Here is a 17,549-nt window from a genome sequence, read left to right as displayed (position 1 = left end):
AGGGCTCGGATCGTGGACGGCGGCCGGCCGGAGCCCCGGGCGCGGACACGTGCCCCCGGTGGCCGGCGAACGCGCCGATCAGACGAACGGGGTGTTCGGGCCCAGACCGCAGAGGATCCGGCCGTAGAGCTCCAGGTTGGTGCTCGGGTGCAGGATGGCGTGCAGGTTGAGCGTCTGCACGTCCCGCTGGATGCGCTGGATCGGCACGTCGCGGTAGATCGACGAACCGCCGCTGGCGCCGACGAGGATGTCGACCGCCTCCTTGGCCCGCTGGCACGCGGCGCCCAGGTCGAGCCGCACGCGGGCCCGCTCCTCGAGCGTCCACTGCTCCCCCGCCGCTCCCTTGGTGTCGAGCATGCGGGCCGCCCGGTGGGCGTGGAACCCGACCTCGTCGATCTTGGTGACCGCCTCGGCGATCTCCAGATGGGTGACCGGCGCCTCGCTCTGGTTCTCGTAGCTGGTGTACGTGATCTTCCGGCCGGGCAGCCGCTCGAGGAACGCGTCCTTGGCGCCCATCGCGAGGCCGAGCGCGGGCGCGCTGATCGTCGCGCAGGCGGTGGGCATGAACGGCGCCTTGAAGATCGGCGAGTCCGCGTTCAGCTTGGACATGTGCTGACCCTGGAGCACCGGCCCCATCTGGAGCACCCGCTCCTTCGGGATGAAGAGGTCCTTCGCGATCGTGGTGACGCTGCCGGAGCCGCGCATGCCCGAGGTGTGCCAGTCGTCGACGACCTGGAGGTCGGAGTTGCGGATGAGCGTCATGACCGGCGCCATACCGCCGTCCTCGGTCGGCGTGACCGCCGCGTTCGTGTTCCACGTGCTCTGCTGCACGCCGGTGTTGAACGACCACTTGCCGTTGATGATGTAGCCGCCGTCGGTCGGCACGGCCACGGCGCCGGGGCTGAGGATGCCGCTGATCCGGACGTCGGGCGTCGCGAACACCTCGTCCTGCACCTCGTCCGGGAACAGCCCCATCATCCAGGTGCTGATCGCCCACACCGAGGCCGTCCAGGCGGTCGAGCCGTCGCCCCGCCCGAGCTCGGCGATCACGTCCACGACGGTCTCCATGTCGGACTCGAAGCCGCCGTAGCGGGTCGGGACCCGCATCTTGAGCAGGTCGGCGCTGGTGAGCGCGTCGATGACATCGGGATGGATCCGCCGGTTGTCGTCCATCCAGGGCGCCTTCTCCCGCAGGAGCGGCACGAGCTCGGACGCGCGATGAACGAGCTCGGCCTTGGCCGGTGCGTGGACAGTCACCATCGTGTTCCTCCTAGAACGGACGTCCGCTGACGCGGTGTCGCCTCGCAACGGGCGACGCGGGGATGGAGCTGAGCAGGTGGCTTGCGCGTAAGGGAGAGCAGACGATCTTGGAAGATGCGCGGGCGGCGCATCCCGGCGCTAGTCGCGGCCGGCGCTGAGCGGCGCCGCCGCCGGCGCCCGGTCCGGCCGGCGACCGGACTGCCGCAGCACCCGGAGCATCTTGCCCGGGCGAAGCAGTGCGGTCGGCTCGTCGATGAGGCCCGCCACCCTCATGAGGGCATTGGTGAGGCTCGCGTCGTGCACCGCGGCACGCTGGACCTTCGCCACGTAGGCGTTGATCATGCGGATCTTGGCGGTCCGTCGGCCCTCCACGCCCGCGTATCCGAGGTCCGCGGTCGCCGCGAACTCCCACGGCGAATCGATCTGGCGGGAGATCTCCTGGAAGAACTCGTGCGGATCCGGCACGGTCGTCCGGCCGAGCTTGTCGGCCAGGACGCGGGACTCGACGGCGGCGATGGCCATGCCCTGTGCGTAGATGGGATTGAAACTGCACACCGCGTCGCCGATGACCAGGAACCCTTTCGGAAACCGGGTCAGCCGCTCGAAACGGCGGCGAACGCTCGCCGGGAAGCGGAACATCACCGGGTCGTTGAGCGGCTCGGCCTCGCGGACGGACTCGTAGATCTCCGGCACCGGAACCGACCGGACGAACTCGAGGAACTTGTCCGGGTCGGTCGGCGGGTGGTCGCCGAGAACGCCGGTGAGCGACAGCTCGACCCGTCCGTCGTCGCCGGGGAGCCGGTAGTAGAAGGCCCCGCGCGGATGAGTGGGTGTCGCCGCCGCGATGACGGCGATGTCGCTGCCGAACGGGTCGGAACGGACCCGGTAGTGGCGCGTGGTGTAGGCGAGGTCGACCTTCACCCGGTCCTCGTCTGGCCGGGAGTAGCCGAGCTCCTCCAGCCAGGCCGGCGTCCTCGACCCCCGCCCGGTGGCGTCGATCACCAGGTCGGCACGGAGGGTCTCCGGATCCGAACCGCCGTCGCGACGCTGCACACGCGCGCCGACGATACGACCCTTGTCGGGCGTCGACTCCAGCCCGACGATGTCGTACCCCTCCAGGAAGCGTATGTTGCTGACCTTCTCCACCCTGTTGCGCACCTGGTGCTCGATGACCGGCCGGGTGCACGGCACCGAGAGCAGGCCGGTGTTCGCCTGGCGGAGCTGCATTCCGTTGAAGTACCAGCGGATCGCGCCGCTGAAGTCACCCGGCTGGACGCCGGCGGCTTCCATGTCGGCGGTCAGCCCGGGAAACTGCTTCTCCAGGATCTGTTGCCCGCGGGCGACCAGACCATGGGCGTGCCGACCGTGCGGAACGCCCTTCCGGTAACCCGCCACTCCGGCCAGCTCGTCGCGGTCTACCACGAGCACCTCGGGATACACCTCGGCGAGCACATTGGCGGCGAGTAGGCCGGCCAAGCTACCGCCAAGTACCACCGCGCGGCCGACAGGCTGTTCAGGCATCGCGATCGTCCTCCTCTGCGAACCAGAAACGTGTGCCTTCCCCATGCCGTCAGCCGCGATGTCGGACGAGCGAAGCCGCTGCCCGCTGCGTGAGCCCGGCAGGGCCGACTGGGTGTCAGAGCCATCTTCGGCGCTACCGGCGTCAATGGCGTCTTTTTCATTGCGGACCCGGCCCGGGCGAGAACGACGACCACGGGCCGGGATGCGTGCACCCCAGCAAGCTGCGAGATGCCCCTCTACGCGGTCACGATCAGAATGATTGCTTGAATGCGTTTGGTCAGACAGTTCCGCGTCGCGCGAACCGCGACCCGCGGCCAAGGGAGTAGCGATGCCCTGCGACGGGTTCCACGGCCAGGACACGAGGTCGGACGGCGAGCGGCCGAGCCGCGGTCAACCCCCGCTTCCGCGTGGTGCCGTCGCAGGCCGGCAGAAAAGATCTCCGTCCGCGCGGACCCGACCCACCGGATCCGCGTGACGAATTCACATATTCATGGCGGACACGGGACCGTTCGCCGGGAAGATGTGACGCTTTTCAACGAAATATTCAAACAGGGCCACAGGACCTGTGAATAGTCGGAGGTGGTGGCCATGAAGATGAGCCTCAAGCCCATTCAGGAAATCGTGGGGGCCGATCCTCGCTACCGCTGGGATTATCCCGGTCCCACGGTGCCGACGGCATCGAAGAAGCTCCGATCGGTGTGGTATTTCGGTCTACCGCTCACCTCCGCCCACCGCGACGCTCACGACGCCGGCAGCGCCATGCTCGACGGGAGATCCGAGGAAGAACGCCACCTCAACGAGGGATCCGTGTACCCGCACGCCGCCCTGGTCGAGATGATCACGTATCAGGCCCGGTGCTTCCCGGACCTCGCCTGGCGCTACATCGACATGAGCCATCTGGACTGGCAGCACGTCAGGACCGCCATCAACGAGGACCCGCCGGACGTCGCCGCCTTCACGGTCTACACGGCCACCACCCTGTGGGCCATGATCGTGGCGGCGGAGATCAAGCGCGTCAACCCCAAGGCCGTGATCGTCTTCGGCAACGACCACGCCGGCATCCTGTACCAGGAGACGCTTACCGGCAAGTACGGCAGCCGCCTGGTGGACTTCATCAGCACCGGCAACAACGGCCCGTTCACCATGATGGGCCTGTTGACCCACCTTCAGGGCGGGCTGGAGCTGAGCCGGGTCCCCTCCGTGGCGTACCGGACAACCGGTGGCGAGGTCGTCAACCAGGACGCCGGCACGTTCCCGCTGGACCGCCGGATCCTGCCCGACTACCGGCTGATCCTCGACCAGCTCGAGAAGCACTACGACCGCGCCTTCAACATCTGGTACTCCCAGCACTACGACCTCAAACGGATGGTCACGGTGCCGCTCGACGGTGGATGCACCTGGGGGAAGCGGCCGGGCCGCCGGTGCAAGCACTGCTCCATCCAGGGCCTGACCCCCAAGACGACGGACGTCGCGTCGGCGATTCCGGTGCTGGAGAACATCGTCGGAGACATCGGCGCGAACGTGTACGCCGCCGGCGACTCCACCCTCGGCTTCTCGCGCGAGCAGTGGGAGGGCAACATCTCCTACCTCAACGACATGGCGGAGGCCTGCGCCAAGTCCCCGATCCTGCAGAAGCACCGGTTCATGCTGGCCTACGGACTGGTCTACGAGTTCCTCGAGTCGGCGGAGCTGTGCAAGGGGTTCGTGCGCACGTGGAACGTGGGGCTGGAGGCATTCGACCCCAAGTTGCTCAAGGCGGACTCCAAGGGGATCAACAAGGGCCCGGAGCGGATCGGGGAGGCGTTGGAGCTGGCGCGTGACCTCGACTACAAGCTGTACGCATCGGGGATCATGGGCCTGCCGGGAACGACGATGAAGAACCTCAAGACCGAGGTGAACAGCTGGCTGTCGATGGCCGAGGAGTACCGCGACCTGATCACCAGCATCTCGGTCGCGGCGCCCGGGATCATCCCCGGCTCGCGCATGTACTGGGACACCTACAACGAATCCGCCCAGGTTCGTGCCTGGCACGGCGAGATCCTTCCCGCGAGGCGGATGACGGCCCTCTACATCCGCGAGAACACCGAGGTGGAGCTCGAGGACGTGGAGGCCGCGATCACCGACCTCAGGAACGGCATCCTTCAGATCAACGGTCCGATGGAGCACATGAAGTTCGGCTACTACATGCTGGGCGGCCGAGACGAGGACGAGGCGGCGGAATACCGCCTCCTCGAGGAGATCTGCGCCCAGCTCGACTAGTCACCTGTGCCGCACCCCCCTGTCGAGATGTCCACGAGCCGCGCCGTCGCCCCGGGCTGGCCCCTCGGGCGGCCCGGCTCGTGGCCGGACCCGCCGCGCGGCCGGTCGCGTGACCGGCGCCGGCGGCCGGGCCGTCCGCTCGCGCGGCACCGCGATCTCCGCCGCCGGCCCGGGATCCGTCCGCCCCGTTCGACCGGCGGCTCCCGTCGCCGCGCGTTCGACCTCCCGTCGAGCCCCGGGCACGCGCCGACCCGCACCACGACTCCGCACGTTCCCGCGAACAGCAGCCGGCGGGACGGGCCGAGGACGACGGTGGAGATGTCGGGAGACGAGCCCCGGGGCATCTTCCTGTCCCGCTTCGCCGGTCAGGCTGCCGGTCGCCCGCGGGCGAAGGGCTGGGTGATCGCTCTGGTCAACCAGCGCGACGTTCCCTTCGACGACGGGGTCGGCCGGCCAGGACGCTCATCACCGGAGGCCCGTCACCCACGGCCCGACGTGCCGACCGACGGCAGTCGGACCGCGCAGACCTTCGGGATCCCACCCCGACCGCCACGTCACATCCTGAGAGGAACCAGCTCATGTCGGTAACGCCAGATCTGGAGAACATATTCAGATCGCCAGCGAACATACCCGTTGGCGAGTCGGTGATCCGCGGCATGACACGCGCGTGCCAAGAGGCGGACGCCGTGAACTTGGCACAGGGCATACCGCACTACCCACTGCCGCTGAGCCTGCAGGAGGCCGCCGTGGCGGCCATCCGGTCGAACGACAACCAGTACACGTCCCCCCGCGGCAGCGCGCAGTTCCTCCACGCCATCAGCGGATTCGAACAGCGGCGCTGGGACATGCCGACGCCCTACGACCCGGAGACGCAGATCTGCGTCACGTGCGGGGCGACCGAGGGCATGCTGGCCGCGCTGCTCGCCGTGGCGGAGAAGGGCTCCAACGTCATCATCGTCGAGCCGGCCTACGAGTCCTACGCGGTCAACCTGCGACTCATCGACGTGGAGGCCCGGCACGTCCAGCTGAAGGGCCCGGACTGGGTGCTGGACCCGGCGGAGATCGCCGCCGTCGCCGACCGGAACACCCGAGCGGTCATCATCAACTCACCGCACAACCCGACCGGGCGCGTCTTCACCCGGGAGGAGATCCAGGGTCTGGCCGACGTGTGCCTGCGGCTCGGCATCATCGTCATCCACGACGCGATCTACGACGAGCTTTACTTCACGAGCGAGCGACCGGCCAGAATCTCCGACATCCCCGGGATGGACCAGCAGTCGATCACGATCAACGCGCTCTCGAAGATGTTCTCCGTGACCGGCTGGCGGGTCGGCTGGGTGACCGGGCCGCAGAGCCTCATGGAGCGCGTGGCGCGGGTGCACGACTTCCTCACGATCGCGGCGCCCACCCCGTTCCAGGCCGCCGGCGCCGCGGCGCTCTCGCTGCCGACGAGTTACTTCGAGGAGCTGAGAGAGGTCTACGGGAAGCGACGGGACATACTCGTCACCGGGCTGGAGAAGTGCAACATCGAGTTCCAGCGGCCGGCCGGCGCCTACTACGTCATGTGTGACGCCACCTCGTTCGCGCGCCCCGGGGAAGGGGAGGCGCAACTGGTCCAACGCCTGCTGCGGGAAGGCGGCGTCGGCGTCGTGCCCGGTCAGTGCTTCTACGGGTCGGCGCGGACCGGCCCGCCGCAGATCCGGATCGCGTTCGCGAAGGGCGAGGACACCGTCGCCGAGGGCGCCCGCCGCCTCTACAACTACCTGAGTACGGACTGACCGGAGTCCCGTCGCCCGCATCCCGCTGGCGGACGGTGACAGCGAACTGGGTCTGGTGGACGTTTCCACCAGACCCAGTTCGCTTCCGCCTTTCTACGCGGCGCTCGTGCTCGCGCTGCGCTGGTCCGTGTTCGACAGGGCCACCTGGCTGGTGACGCCGTTGACGGAGGGGTTGGCGAGGAAGGTCTTCAGCCCGATCTTGATGTCGAGCTGGTCCTCCAGCCGGGCCAGGAGGATGGCGGCGAGCAGGGAGTGGCCGCCCAGGTCGAAGAAGTTGTCGTCGACCCCGACCCGGTCGACGCCCAGGGCCTGGGCGAACAGGTCACACAGCACCGACTCGCGCGCGGTGCCCGGTTCCTGGCCGCTGGCCACCGCGCTGTAGTCCGGCACCGGCAACGCCCGCCGGTCCAGCTTCCCGTTCACCGTCAGCGGCAGCGCATCCATGACCACCACCGCCGACGGCACCATGAACTCCGGCAACGTCCGCGCGATTTCCTGCCGCGCCGCGGCCGGATCCACCCGGCCACCGGACGTCGGCACCACGTACGCCACGAGCCGCCGGTCGCCGGGACGGTCCTCCCGGGCCACCACCGCGGCCTGACCCACGTCCGGCTGGGCGACCAGCGCCGCCTCGATCTCGCCCGGCTCGACCCGGAAGCCCCGGATCTTCACCTGGAGGTCGACGCGTCCCACGAACACCAGCAGGCCGTCGGCGTTCCACCGGACCAGGTCACCGGTGCGGTACATCCGCTCGCCCGTCTCGAACGGGCACGCCACGAACCGCTCGGCGGTCAACCCGCGCCGGTTCATGTACCCCCGCGCCATGCCCGCGCCGGCGATGTACAGCTCGCCCGTCACGCCCACCGGCACCAGCCGCAGGGCGCTGTCGAGCACGTACAGCCGCATGTTGGCCATCGGGCCGCCGATCGGCACCGGCTGCGCCGCCTGCTCGTCCGAGAACTCGGTCATCGCGTGCAACGTCGTGAACGTCGTCGACTCGCTCGGCCCGTACCCGTTCACCATGATCACGCCCGGACACCGCTCGACCACCCGCCGCACCGCGGTGCCGGACACCGCGTCGCCGCCGACCACCACCATCCGCAGCCCGGCGAGCGCCGACGGCTGCTCCGCCGCCACCGCGTCGAACAGCGCCGACGTCAGCCACATGGCCGTCGGGGCCGCCCAGGCGATCACCTCCGCGAGGCGGGAGATGCTCATTTCCTCCGCCGGCGCCGCCACGTGCGTGCCCCCGCGCAGCAGCGCTATCCACAGCTCGTACGTCGAGATGTCGTACGAGTGCGGCGAGTGCACCAGCATGCGTTCGTGCACGCCGTCCGGCCACGCCGGGTCCAGCACCATGTCCACCACGTCCTGGTGCGTCACCGCGACGCCCTTGGGCACCCCGGTCGACCCGGACGTGAAGATGACGTACGCCAACTGGTCCGGGTGGATCTCCGCGACGGTGAAGTCCTCCCGCGTCCCGGTGGCGGCGTCCCCGGCGGTCGCCAGCAGGATCGGCGCGCCCTCCGGCCGCACCTGCCCGGCGAGGTCCGTCAGCTCCTCGTCGCACAGCACCGCCACGGCGCCCACATCGTCGGCGACGAACGCGATCCGCGACACCGGCCAGCTCACGTTGACGGGCACGTACACGCCGCCCGCCTTCAGGACGGCCAGCAGCGACACCCACAGTTGCGCCGAGCGCCGCATCACGACCAGGACCCGCGACTCCGTGGTGACGCCCGCGTCCACCAGCTTCGCCGCCAGCCGGCTGGACCGCTCGTCCAGCTCCCGGAAGGTCAGGCTCGTCTGGCTGTCGACCACCGCGACCGCGTCCGGGGTCCGGGCCACCTGCGTCGCGAACACCCCGGGCACCGTCGCCGGGGCCACCGGGAGGGCGGTGTCGTTCCACCGGTGCACCACCAGCTCCCGCTCAGCGGGCGTCAGCAGGTCCAGCTCGCTGATCCGGCGGCCCGGGTCGGCGACCGCCTGGCTCAGCAGTCGCGCCAACCGGCCACCGAGGGCGTTCACGGTCGACTCGTCGAACAGGTCCCGGGCGTACTCGAACGAGTAGCGGATCCCGGCCGGCGAGCCGTCGGCGGCGTACTCCGGGCGGAAGAACATGCTGAGGTCGAACTTGGCCGTCTCGCCGACCAGCGACTCGGACTCCGCCTCCAGGCCCGGCACCTGCCACTGCCTGCTGGTGTCGTCGTCAATGGTGAGCATCACCTGGAACAGCGGGTGCCGCGCGGCGGACCGGACCGGGTTGAGCTCCTCCACGAGGCGCTCGAAGGGCACGTCCTGATTGGCGAACGAGGTCAGGTCCAGCTCCCGCACCCGGCCCAGCAGCTCGCCGAAGCCCGGGTCCCCGGACAGGTCCGTCCGCAGCACCAGCGTGTTGCCGAAGAACCCGACAAGATCGTGGAGCGCCTCGTCGGTGCGGCCGGCCACCATCGTGCCGATCGGGATGTCGGTGCCCGCCCCGGAGCGCGACAGCAGCATGGCCAGCCCTGCCTGCAACACCATGAACACCGTCACCCGGTGGGCGCGGGCCAGCTCCTCGACGGCGCGGTGCAGGCCGGCGTCCAGCTCCAGCTCGACCAGGCCGCCACGATGCGACGGCTGCGGCGGCCGGAGCCGGTCGGCCGGCAGGTCCAGCTGGTCGGGCAGCCCCGCCAGCGCGGAGCGCCAGAACTCCAACTGCCGAGCCAGCACGCCGTCGCCGGCCCGGTCCTCACCCAGCAGCCGGCGCTGCCACAGCGTGTAGTCGGCGTACTGCACCGGCAGCGGCGCCCACTCCGGCGCCCGCCCCGCCAGCCGCGCCCGGTACGCCTCGCTCAGGTCCCGGACCAGCACCTCGGCCGACCAGGCGTCGCTGGCGGTGTGGTGCATCACCACCACCAGCACGTGCTCCGCGGGCCCCGTCCGGAACAGCCAGGCGCGCACCGGCAGCTCGCCGGCCAGGTCGAAGACGTACCGCACGGCCTGCTCCAGCAGGCCCGGCAGGCTCGCCCGGTCCGCCGCCGCCATCGTCACCTGCGGCACCGCGACCGCGGCGTCCATCACCCGCTGGTACGGCTGACCGTCGGCGACGGCGAAAACGGTACGCAGCGCCTCGTGCCGGCCCACCACGTCCCGTAGCGCGGCCGTCAGCGCCTCCGCGTCCAGCCCGCCCCGCAGTCGCCACGCGAACGGCACGTTGAACAACGGGCTCGGCCCGTCGTACTCGTTCATGAACCACAACCGCTGCTGAGCGAACGACAACGGCAACTGCTCGGGGCGGTCCACCACCCGGGTCAACGGCGTCCGCGCGCTGCCCGCCTCCTGGAGCGAACGGGCCAGCGACCGGACCGTCGGATTCTCGAACACCATCCGGATGTGCAACTCCGCGCCCAGCGTCGACCGCACCCGGCTGATCAACCGCGTCGCCATCAGCGAATGGCCGCCCAGGTCGAAGAAGTTGTCCTCGACGCCGACCCGGTCGACCCCCAGGACCTGCGCGAACAGTTCACCCAGCACTGCCTCCTGCGGGGTGGCCGGCTCCTCGCCGCCGGCGGCGGCGCTGAAGTCCGGCGCCGGCAGCGCCAGGCGGTCCAGCTTCCCGCTCACCGTCAGCGGCAGCTTGTCCATGACCATCACCGCGGCCGGCACCATGTAGCCCGGCAGCGTCCGGGCGGCCTCCTGCCGTAGCGCCGCCGGATCCACCTGGTCACCGGGCTTGGGCGCCACGTAGCCGACCAGCCTCGGGTCGCCGGGACGGTCCTCCCGCACCACCACCACCGCGCGGCTGACGCCGGGCTGCGCGGCCAGCACCGCCTCGATCTCGCCCGGCTCGATCCGCAGTCCCCGGATCTTCACCTGGTCGTCGGCGCGTCCCAGGAACTCCAGCTGGCCGTCACCGGCCCACCGGACCAGGTCCCCGGTGCGGTACATCCGCTCCCCCGTGCCGAACGGGCACGCCACGAACCGGTCCGCCGTCAACGCCGGCCGGTTCAGATATCCCCGCGCCAGCCCCGCGCCCGCGAGGTACAGCTCGCCGGTCCCGCCCATCGGCACCGGCCGCAGCCTGTCGTCCAGTACGTACACCTGCGCGCCGGGCAGCGGCCGGCCGATCGGGACCGGGCGGTCGTCCAGGTCGGGCCCGGCCGCCACGTCGCCGGCGGTGGCGTACACGGTGGCCTCGGTCGGCCCGTACGCGTTGACCACCCGGGCGCCGGGCACCGCCGCCCGTACGGCCCGCACCACCGGGCCGGTCAGCGCCTCGCCCGCCAGCACGACTGTCTGCGCGGTCGCGGACGTCTCCGCGGCGGCGAGCACCCCCGCCATCGCCGAGGGCGCGGTGCTGATCAGACTTCCCGACCATCCGCCCCGCGCGAGTACCAGCACGTCCTGCACGACCTCCACGCACCCGCCGCAGGCCAGCGGTCCGAACACCTCGAACACCGAGACGTCGAAGCTCAACGACGTCGACGCCAGCACCCGGCTGAACCGCTCCGCGCCGAACGTCGACGCCGCCCACGACACGAACCAGGCCGCCGAGTGGTGCTCCACCGTGACGCCCTTGGGCCGGCCCGTCGACCCGGACGTGTAGATCACGTACGCCGGGTGCCCGGGCAGCAGCGGCGCGAGCCGGTCCGCATCGGACACCGCGGTACCGGGGAGAGCGGCCACGGCGGCGTGGACCGCCGGGTCGTCCAACATGATCATCTGATCGCCGCCCACGCCCGGGCGCGCGCCGTCCGACGCCGCGCCCACCGCGGTCGCGGCCAGGGCACGTGAGGTGAGGATGGCGGCGGGGGCGGCGTCGGCGAGCATGAACGCGATCCGGTCGGCGGGGTTGGCCGGGTCGATCGGCAGGTACGCCGCGCCGGCCTTGAGCACCCCCAGGACCGCGACGATCATCTCCGCGGACCGTTCCGTCGCCACCGCGACCAGCCGCCCCGGCCCGGCCCCTCTCGTGACCAGGTACCGGGCCAGCCGGTTCGACCTGGCGTCCAGCTCCGCATACGACAGCGACGCGTCCCCGGACACCACCGCCGTCGCGGTAGGGGTCCGGGCTGCCTGCGCCGCGAACAACTCACACAAGAGTTCCTCTGCCGGAACAGCAGAATCCGGCGTTACCTGGTCACTGACGCGCGTTGTCACGGCTGCTCCACTCACCCACAGTCGGCTTTGATCGGGCTGTTGAGCCACATGTCGGCCCAATGCTCTTCACGTACTCGAGGCAAGCTGTGCTGGCCCTCGTTATCACGAGAACCAGGTAAAGGACTTGGCTTGCTCACACCGGTCGATGACCCAGCGTCGCACCGGGTTTCCGTCGGCGCATCTCCGGGAGTGCTGGGCCTCCGTTTTATCCGGCGGCGGCACGAGTCCTGTCAGATGCTGCGGGATAACCGCACGGCAACTCCCGTTGCCGGACGCGGCGAGACATCCTGCTCAGGCCCGGGGCCCTGCCGAAGGAGTAGCTCGGAGCTTGCGGAATGTCGCTGCCGACGCCCTCCGACCAGTCACCGGACGCGCCTATCCCCCATCGCCTCGACAATGAGAAGAACACATATGAACGACGCCGCGGAACGCGCTTCGAATGCCATTCGGAAAGGCTCGGGAGACACTTTTACGCCCCCGTGTCACCCGGCGCAGAAACGTGACCGTTCTCGCATCGGTCGCCGGCACCGGTCCCGAGGCGCCGAGCCGGCGTACCGCTGCCCACCGGCGGCGCCAGCGCGATCGGCGCTGCCCGGAATCTGCCGTCTCGGCCCGGTTCGGCCGGGAGATCGCGCCGCAGGTCGGGCACGGGCAAAGTTGGTCGGGCCGGTGACCGGCCCGACCATGAAGGGGTGACCTACGACGCTATTGTGGTGGGGGCGCGGTGTGCGGGTGCCACAACGGCGCTCCTGCTCGCCCGAGCCGGACACCGGGTGCTCCTGCTGGACCGTGCCAAGTACCCGAGCGACACCCTGTCCACGCTGTACATTCACCAATCCGGGGTCGAACGACTCGCCCGCTGGGGCCTGCTCGACCAGGTACGACGGTCCGGCTGCCCGCCGTTACAGACCGTCAGCTACCAGGTCGCCGACGTCTACCTGCGCGGGCCGGCACCCACGCTGCCGGGTGTGGTCGGCGCCTTCGCCCCCCGTCGCTACATCCTCGACCCCATCCTTGCCGAAGCCGCCGCAGCCGCCGGCGTCGAGGTCCGCGAGCAGACCCTGGTCACCGGCCTCACCACGGAGGACGGTCGGGTGACCGGCGTCCGCCTGCGGACCGGGAACGGCGCCGAGACGACCGAACGTGCCAACCTCGTCATCGGTGCCGACGGGATGCGGTCCACCGTCGCCAAACTCGTCGACGCGCCCCACTACGCCGAACACCCCAACCTCACCTGCGTCTACTTCACCTACTGGTCAGGCATACCGGCCCACTTCGAGATCTACGAACGTACCGGCGGCTGGGTCGCCGCGGTCGGCACACACGACGACCTCACCCTGATCGCCTCCTACCTGCCCCAGGAGCAGTTCGCCCAGGTGCGACGCGATCCCAAGGCGGCCTACCTGGCCAACATCCAGGCCACCGCGCCTGCCCTGTGGGAGCGACTCGCCGAAGCGACCATGGCCGACCGTCTCTACGGAACCGGCGACCAACGCAACTTCTTCCGCCGCGCCCACGGCCCCGGCTGGGCCCTCGTCGGCGACGCCGGCCACCACAAGGACTCCATCAACGCACACGGCATCACCGACGCGTTCCACCAGTCGGAGCTGCTCGCCACCGAACTCAACAGTGGCGACGACCCGACAGCCACGATCAACGACCCCGTCCGGCAGCACGCCGCCCTCGCCCGCTTCGCCAGCGCCCGAGACGAACACATGAAACCGACCTACCACACCAACCTCGTCACCGCCCGCCTCGACCCGGACCCCCACCTCCTCACCCTCCTCCGCGCCATCCAGGACTCCCCGGAACTCACCGAACGCTATTTCAGCGTGGTCGCGGGCATCCTCTCGCCGGAGGACCTCTTCACCAGAGACCTCCTCGCCCGGCTGTGAGGCGGCGGAAGCAGACGCGGGACCGCATCGTCCGACAAGAATTCCTGCGCCGGCGCCGGGGCGATGGCCATGAACGGCGCGCGGTGACACGAGCGGATAGGGATGACATGACGCGTTCAGACCTCGACGAACCGGTTCTCCGGCGGCTCAGCCCCGGCGAGGCCGATCCCATCCTGGTGGCCGACTTCCAGGCGTTGTCCATGGCGCCGCGCCTGAGCGAGATGCTCAGCGAGCGCGTCCACGGCAGGCCGGTGTTCCAGATCGACCCCATCGGCGCGCTCAGCGGCAAACGCCTCTACATTCCGGTGCCGGAGCTGGCCGAGGCCTGCGCGGACGAGTTCCTGAGGTCCGGCGCCGACCAGGGCCATGTGTACGTGATCGGGCACTGCAGTTCCTCGGCGCTCTCCCTGCGGGTCGCGGGCCTGCTGGCGTCCAGCCGTCCGGTCACCGCCCTCCTGGTGCAGCCGGGGTGGCCCGACGACGAGCTCGTGCGGGAGAAGTTCGACGAGTACCTCGCGAAGTTCGGTCCGGCCAAGCGTTCGTGCCCGGAGCTGGACGGGGACCCGTGGGCGGTCGTCGCCGCGATGGAGCAGCTCTTCCATGACGAGGTGGCCGCGCTGGCGGCCGGCCGGGGCCTCACCGGCACGATGGGAGCCTTCTCCGACCTGATCGTGTGGTACCGCGGCTGGCTCGCCTTCCTGCTGGCCTGCCGCAACGACACGTCCAGCACGGAGGCTGTCGGTCGGGCGACGGTGACGGCGCTGACCGACTCCCCCTCGACGGTCGAGGTGAAGGGCCTCGGTCGGGACGCCTACCAGGTGGTGGAGCTGCCGACGACGCAGCCGGCCGGTCCGATCAAGCCCGAGCTGGCCGAGTTCATCGCGACGCAGGTCGAGCCGCACTGAGCAGCCACCCGTGCGGGGTGGCCGCGGCGACGAACCCGCCCGACCCGACCTGTGCCGGCGACCGGCCGGCACAGGTCGGTCGGGCTTACCGGGCAGGTCCCGCCGGCCGGGGTCGCGCGTTCGACGCTGCCCCGACGTCGCAGCACGCCGGCCCGGGTGGCCGTCGGTCATCGAATTGAGCGGGTCCCCGGCCTTCACCACCGCCCCGGTAGCCGCGGCCGGTGGACGATGCGCGGGAACGCCCTTTGTATTCGCTCGGGTCCGGGTGCGTCGCAATTCTCTCGGCGGTGGCGACGTCGCGGCGCGGGCGAGCTGAGCCGCGATTTCGGGAACGCGCAGAAGGCGTCCGGTCCAGCCGATCCGGTTGGAGGGGCCGAACGCGGTCGTCGTCAATTCGATCGACCGCGCCCAGCCCGGCTTCTCAATTCTGCGGCCCCGGGCGACGCGTGCACATCTTCAGCGGTGCGGAGCACCATTTCCGATGCCCTGTGCGCGTCGATGTCTCCGGTCGGGCCGCACCACCGTCTCGTCGATGTGCGGTGGAACCGCCGGCCGGGCCTCCCGTTGCGCCCGTCCGCCGGCGGCGGGAAACGGCCTCAGCGCGCGTCGTGCGCGGTCGAGGCCGCGACAGCGGTGCGGATCCGCTGCCGCCATTGCTCGTACGCGGGTGCGGCGCCCGCGTCCTGTTCGGCCACGGCGACGTCGTCGGCGAGCAGAGCGGCCTTCTCGACGGTGAGGCCGGCCAGCGCGGCGACCGCGGTCTCGGTGTGTGGCGGCACGGTGCCCGAGTAGTGGCGCGCCTTGGCGGCGAACACCGAGCCCTGCGCCAGCTCCGTCCACGACGGCCCGGCCAGGCGCCGTAGCGTGGCCAGGTCGCCGGGCGCGCAACCGCCGGCGAACGTCGCCGCCAGCCCGACCCCGCTCCACAGGTCGCCCTGCCGCTGGGTGGCGAATCGCCCCACCGCCGCGGCCACGTCGGACACCCGTCCGTCGTGGATGAACCACAACGCCCGGCCGATGCCCTGGTCCACCGCGCGGGTGAAGTACTGCGGACATCCCTGGAACGGATACGTCGCCGGCACCCGCTGCTCGTCGACCCACCGGTCGGTCTTGAAGTAGGCCAGGTCGAAGCCGTATCCGTCGACCGCGAGCCAGCTCATCGTCGGGTGGTACGGCGTGCCGTCGAGGTCGGGGACGATCCGCTTCCACAGCGCCCGCGGCAGCTTCGCCATCGCGAAGCCGATGCCGATGTAGGCCAGGAAGATGTGCGGCTGGCCCGGTCCGCGCAGCAGGTCACGGGTGCGGTGCCCGCGCCCTCCTCGCATCGCGTCGAGGACCGTGAACGCCATCGTGGCGCCCTCGTAGGCGAACCCACGCTGCTCCGCCTCGATGAGGCTGAGCCGCCGCTCCACCTCCCACTGGTCGCGGGCGTCGATCCCCCACTCGAAGCCACAGATCACCGCCTGCGGGATCGCTTCGAGGCGGCTCGCCGTCGACGACGACGCGCCCGGGAAACCGCGACGTTCGAACGTCACCTCGCGGAGCGAGGGTGTCAACACCAACCGGCGTAGCGATCCGAGCGTGGTCGGCACGAGGCCCCCCCAAACATTGACATCTCGACACAGACTGGTTTATAAGCCACGGAAGTGCTACTCCGGGAGTGCGTTGCTCCCGGTGGTGACCTGCCTCGCGCCCACCTGCCTGGCAGCTGCGTAGCTCGCCCACGCGACGACCTCCACCAGCGCGGCGTCGCTCGGCTCCCGGGCCCGGAACTCGGCGACCACGTCCTCGTCGACCTGGTAGGACGCGAAGGCGGTCAGCAGCGCGAGCCGGCCGGCGGCGCGGTCCGCCTCGGGCAGATCGGCGATCAGCCGTTCGCACCACTCCCGGCTGTGCCCGGACTCCTCACCCCGCCAGGTCGACAGGCGCTCGCGGACCAGATGCCGCACATCCGGGGACAGCGCCCGCTCGCCGACGGCGTCCAGCGCCGCGAAGGAACGCGCCACGGCCGCGGCCACGACCGGGTGGCCCTGAGCCCAGGCCGCGTCCGCCGGCAGCGGGGCGTCGTGCAGAAGCGCCAGCGCCCGGCCCGACAGGCGGGTCTCGCGCAACAGCGGGCTCAGGACCTGACTCAGCCCGTGCTTGAACCGGCGCCGGGCGTTCGGCCCGAATCTGCGCGGGACCAGGAAGCCTGGCAGGAACACGTTCACCACCCGGGTCAGGTAGTGGAACGTGACCGCCACCCCGACGAGCTCCGGCCGGTCCGACGGGGAGAACGGCGGCTGGCGTACGGCCGGCTCGTCCGGTCGGTGCGCGACCCGCGCCCAGCCGGCCACGGCACGCAGTCCCGGGTCCGTGACCTCACCCGCGCGGTCGGCGACGATCGCCTCCGCGATCTGTTCGGTGGACAGGTCGTACAGGCCGATGCTGTGCATGTCGACGCAGTACGGGCAGAGGTTGGCCACCGACACCGCCGCCGCGACGGCCTCCTTGCGGGCGCGGTCGACCCGACCGGTCGCGGTGAGCGTCTCGCGGGTGAGTGTCCAGTAGGCGGCCAGCGACGGCGGCGACGGGGACTGCGCGAGGATCGGCGGGATCACCACCCGCATCTCGTCGGCGGCCTGCGCGTAGACCTCGGCGACAAGGCCGGTGGCGGCCGTGGGCGGCACGGCGCTGACGTACTTGACCTGCCGCTGGAGCACGGAGGAGATGACCCGTTTGGCAACCATGGCCTGGTCTCACGAACTCGGTGCGGTGAGGTGCCACGGCGGGGTCGGGATTGGCGGTTC

At 70.6% G+C, this 17,549-nt stretch carries 9 protein-coding genes; 4 read left to right on the top strand and 5 right to left on the bottom strand.

Annotation, left to right across the window (positions count from 1 at the left end):
• Positions 1–78 precede the first annotated feature (78 nt).
• Both VKK44_RS10025 and VKK44_RS10020 read right to left on the bottom strand, forming a co-directional pair.
• Positions 79–1,260 carry an acyl-CoA dehydrogenase family protein gene (locus VKK44_RS10025; protein WP_343446601.1) on the bottom strand — a complete coding sequence of 394 codons (1,182 nt, stop codon included), beginning with the start codon at positions 1,258–1,260 and terminating at the stop codon, positions 79–81.
• A 138-nt stretch (positions 1,261–1,398) separates the two neighbouring features.
• Entirely contained in the window at positions 1,399–2,781 is a 1,383-nt protein-coding gene (locus tag VKK44_RS10020; protein ID WP_343447732.1) for an FAD-dependent oxidoreductase, read from the bottom strand.
• Positions 2,782–3,369: 588 nt separating this feature from the next.
• Here VKK44_RS10020 and VKK44_RS10015 point away from each other — a divergent pair.
• Positions 3,370–5,040 carry a B12-binding domain-containing radical SAM protein gene (locus VKK44_RS10015; protein ID WP_343446600.1) on the top strand — a complete coding sequence of 557 codons (1,671 nt, stop codon included), beginning with the start codon at positions 3,370–3,372 and terminating at the stop codon, positions 5,038–5,040.
• Positions 5,041–5,618: 578 nt separating this feature from the next.
• A complete protein-coding gene (locus VKK44_RS10010) occupies positions 5,619–6,818 on the top strand; it encodes a pyridoxal phosphate-dependent aminotransferase (RefSeq protein ID WP_343446599.1) in 1,200 nt (399 codons plus the stop codon).
• Positions 6,819–6,911: 93 nt separating this feature from the next.
• On the opposite strand, the gene VKK44_RS10005 is transcribed toward VKK44_RS10010, so the two are convergent.
• Positions 6,912–11,849, bottom strand: coding sequence for an amino acid adenylation domain-containing protein (locus VKK44_RS10005; protein WP_343446598.1), 4,938 nt, complete (start codon positions 11,847–11,849; stop codon positions 6,912–6,914).
• Between the two features lie 803 nt (positions 11,850–12,652).
• Here VKK44_RS10005 and VKK44_RS10000 point away from each other — a divergent pair.
• Complete coding sequence (locus VKK44_RS10000) at positions 12,653–13,855, top strand: FAD-dependent oxidoreductase (protein ID WP_343446597.1); 1,203 nt, start codon at positions 12,653–12,655, stop codon at positions 13,853–13,855.
• 107 nt (positions 13,856–13,962) lie between these two features.
• Complete coding sequence (locus VKK44_RS09995; RefSeq protein ID WP_343446596.1) at positions 13,963–14,760, top strand: hypothetical protein; 798 nt, start codon at positions 13,963–13,965, stop codon at positions 14,758–14,760.
• Positions 14,761–15,356: 596 nt separating this feature from the next.
• On the opposite strand, the gene VKK44_RS09990 is transcribed toward VKK44_RS09995, so the two are convergent.
• Together VKK44_RS09990 and VKK44_RS09985 are read right to left on the bottom strand one after the other, a co-directional pair.
• A complete protein-coding gene (locus VKK44_RS09990; protein ID WP_343446595.1) occupies positions 15,357–16,352 on the bottom strand; it encodes a DUF1702 family protein in 996 nt (331 codons plus the stop codon).
• Positions 16,353–16,409: 57 nt separating this feature from the next.
• A complete protein-coding gene (locus VKK44_RS09985; protein WP_343446594.1) occupies positions 16,410–17,489 on the bottom strand; it encodes a carboxymuconolactone decarboxylase family protein in 1,080 nt (359 codons plus the stop codon).
• Positions 17,490–17,549: the final 60 nt, after the last annotated feature.

The organism is Micromonospora sp. DSM 45708 (assembly GCF_039566955.1).
GTDB lineage: Bacteria > Actinomycetota > Actinomycetes > Mycobacteriales > Micromonosporaceae > Micromonospora.
The sequence above is the reverse complement of the archived record's forward strand: the minus strand, read 5'-3'. Positions and strand labels throughout refer to the sequence as shown.